A 1,807-nucleotide genomic window follows, 5' to 3' on the forward strand; every position below is an offset into this window, starting at 1 on the left:
TTAACAAGACACAAAACGTTGGATATCAAAATGAATACTTTTATATCACATATTTATCAAGAAACTTAAAAGAATATCGTAAATATTACGAACCGTTGATTCATAAAAATGATAAAGAATTTAAAGAGGGTATGCAACGAGCTAGAAAAGAGTTAGATTATACTGCTAATAGTAATACAGTAGCAACGTTGTTTAGTACGAATGATAAAAAAAATAGAAAAGAAAAGATAAATAATGTAATAGATTTATCCGAGAAAATTGAAAGAACAAAAGATATGCCAATCAAGAATACTATAACTACTCAATTAGGAAATAAACTTATTGGCACAAAAAAAGCTCGTTTTGATGATAAGAAAGTAGTGTCGTTTGGAGCATTTGAAGATGAATAAAATTAATGATAGAGACTTAACAGAATTGAGTAGTTACTGGGTTTATCAAGACATCAATAAAGATAATGATTTTACAGTTAACGGAAAAAGATTTAAGCAGGTTGATGAATATAATGATAATGGAAATAAAAATAAAAAAGGTGCCTCAGATTTAAAAATTTATGAATTGTTGGATGAAAAAGGAAAACCAACTGGTGAACAAACCATGATTTATCAAGGAACATCTAATGAGGCAATAAACCCTAATAATCCATTAAAATCTTTAGATATCGGAGATGATTGGTTACAAAATGCGAAATTAATGGATAATAGTAATAAGTCAACGGATTATCTTAAGCAATCAGACGAATTTGCAGATTTATATAGAGACAAACTAAATGACGCTAATAAATTAAGTAAGTATAACTTTACACAAAAATATGGTGTTAGTCCAAATAATTACAAAAACAAAACCATTGTGGCGGATGGCGGTAATTCGGAAGGCGGTTCAGGAGCAAAATATCAAGGAGCGAAACATCCAAATGAAAAAGTTGTTGCTACTGACCCAGCAATGGTACCTTATGCTGCTTGGCAGAAATTTGCTAGACCACGCTTTGATAATATGATTAGTTTTAATAGTACCAACGATTTATTAACATGGTTACAAGATCCATTCATCAAAGATATGCCAGGAAAACGCGTTAACATTAGTGATGGTGTGCCCAGGTTAGATGCTTTAATAGACAGCCATGTAGGTTATAAAAGGAAGTTAAATAGAAAAGACAACACATACGATACTGTACCACTAATCAAAATTAAGTCGGTAAAAGATACAGAAATTAAAAATGGAAAAAAAGTAAAAAAGACTATTAACATAACATTAGATATGGATGGGCGAATTCCAATAAATGTTTGGACAGGAGATTCGATTGCACGTTCCGGAAAAGGAACTTTAATTAAACTTAATTTAGAAAATCTTGATGCGTTGAGTAAACTGATTACTGGTGAAACAAGTGGTATGTTAGCAGAATGCGTAATCTTTTTAAATGAAAGTTTTAACATCTCAGAAAATGAAAATAAAAATTTTGCAGATAGAAAGAAACAATTATCAGAAGGATTTAAGGATAAGATTAACTTATTTCAATTAGAAGAAATGGAAAGAACTTTAATTAGTAAAATAAACTCACTTGAAGAAGTTGCAGATGAAACAATAGAAAGTATTAGTGCTGTTAAACACTTATTACCTGATTTTGCATTGGATGCATTAAAAGAAAGAATTAATGAGTTGTTTAAAGGTATAAAATCTTTTATAGAAAAAGTGTATGATAGTATAGATAATGAAATTTTAGAAATTTTCAAAAATATAGATCACGACTTCAGAGATGGAGTATCTGAAGAAATGATGAAACATTTGAAAGTAGTGAAACAGAATATAGAGC

General features: G+C 29.5%; 2 protein-coding genes. Both read left to right on the forward strand.

Features of this window, described 5'->3' with window-relative positions; translation table 11 throughout:
- On the forward strand, positions 1-389 hold a 389-nt coding region (locus tag IDG60_RS13015), incomplete at its 5' end, for a DUF1672 family protein (protein WP_206160771.1).
- The coding region (locus IDG60_RS13020; RefSeq protein ID WP_206160772.1) for a hypothetical protein at positions 382-1,807 on the forward strand (1,426 nt) is incomplete at its 3' end. The genes IDG60_RS13015 and IDG60_RS13020, both read left to right, overlap by 8 nt.

The organism is Staphylococcus sp. EG-SA-2, assembly GCF_017152085.1.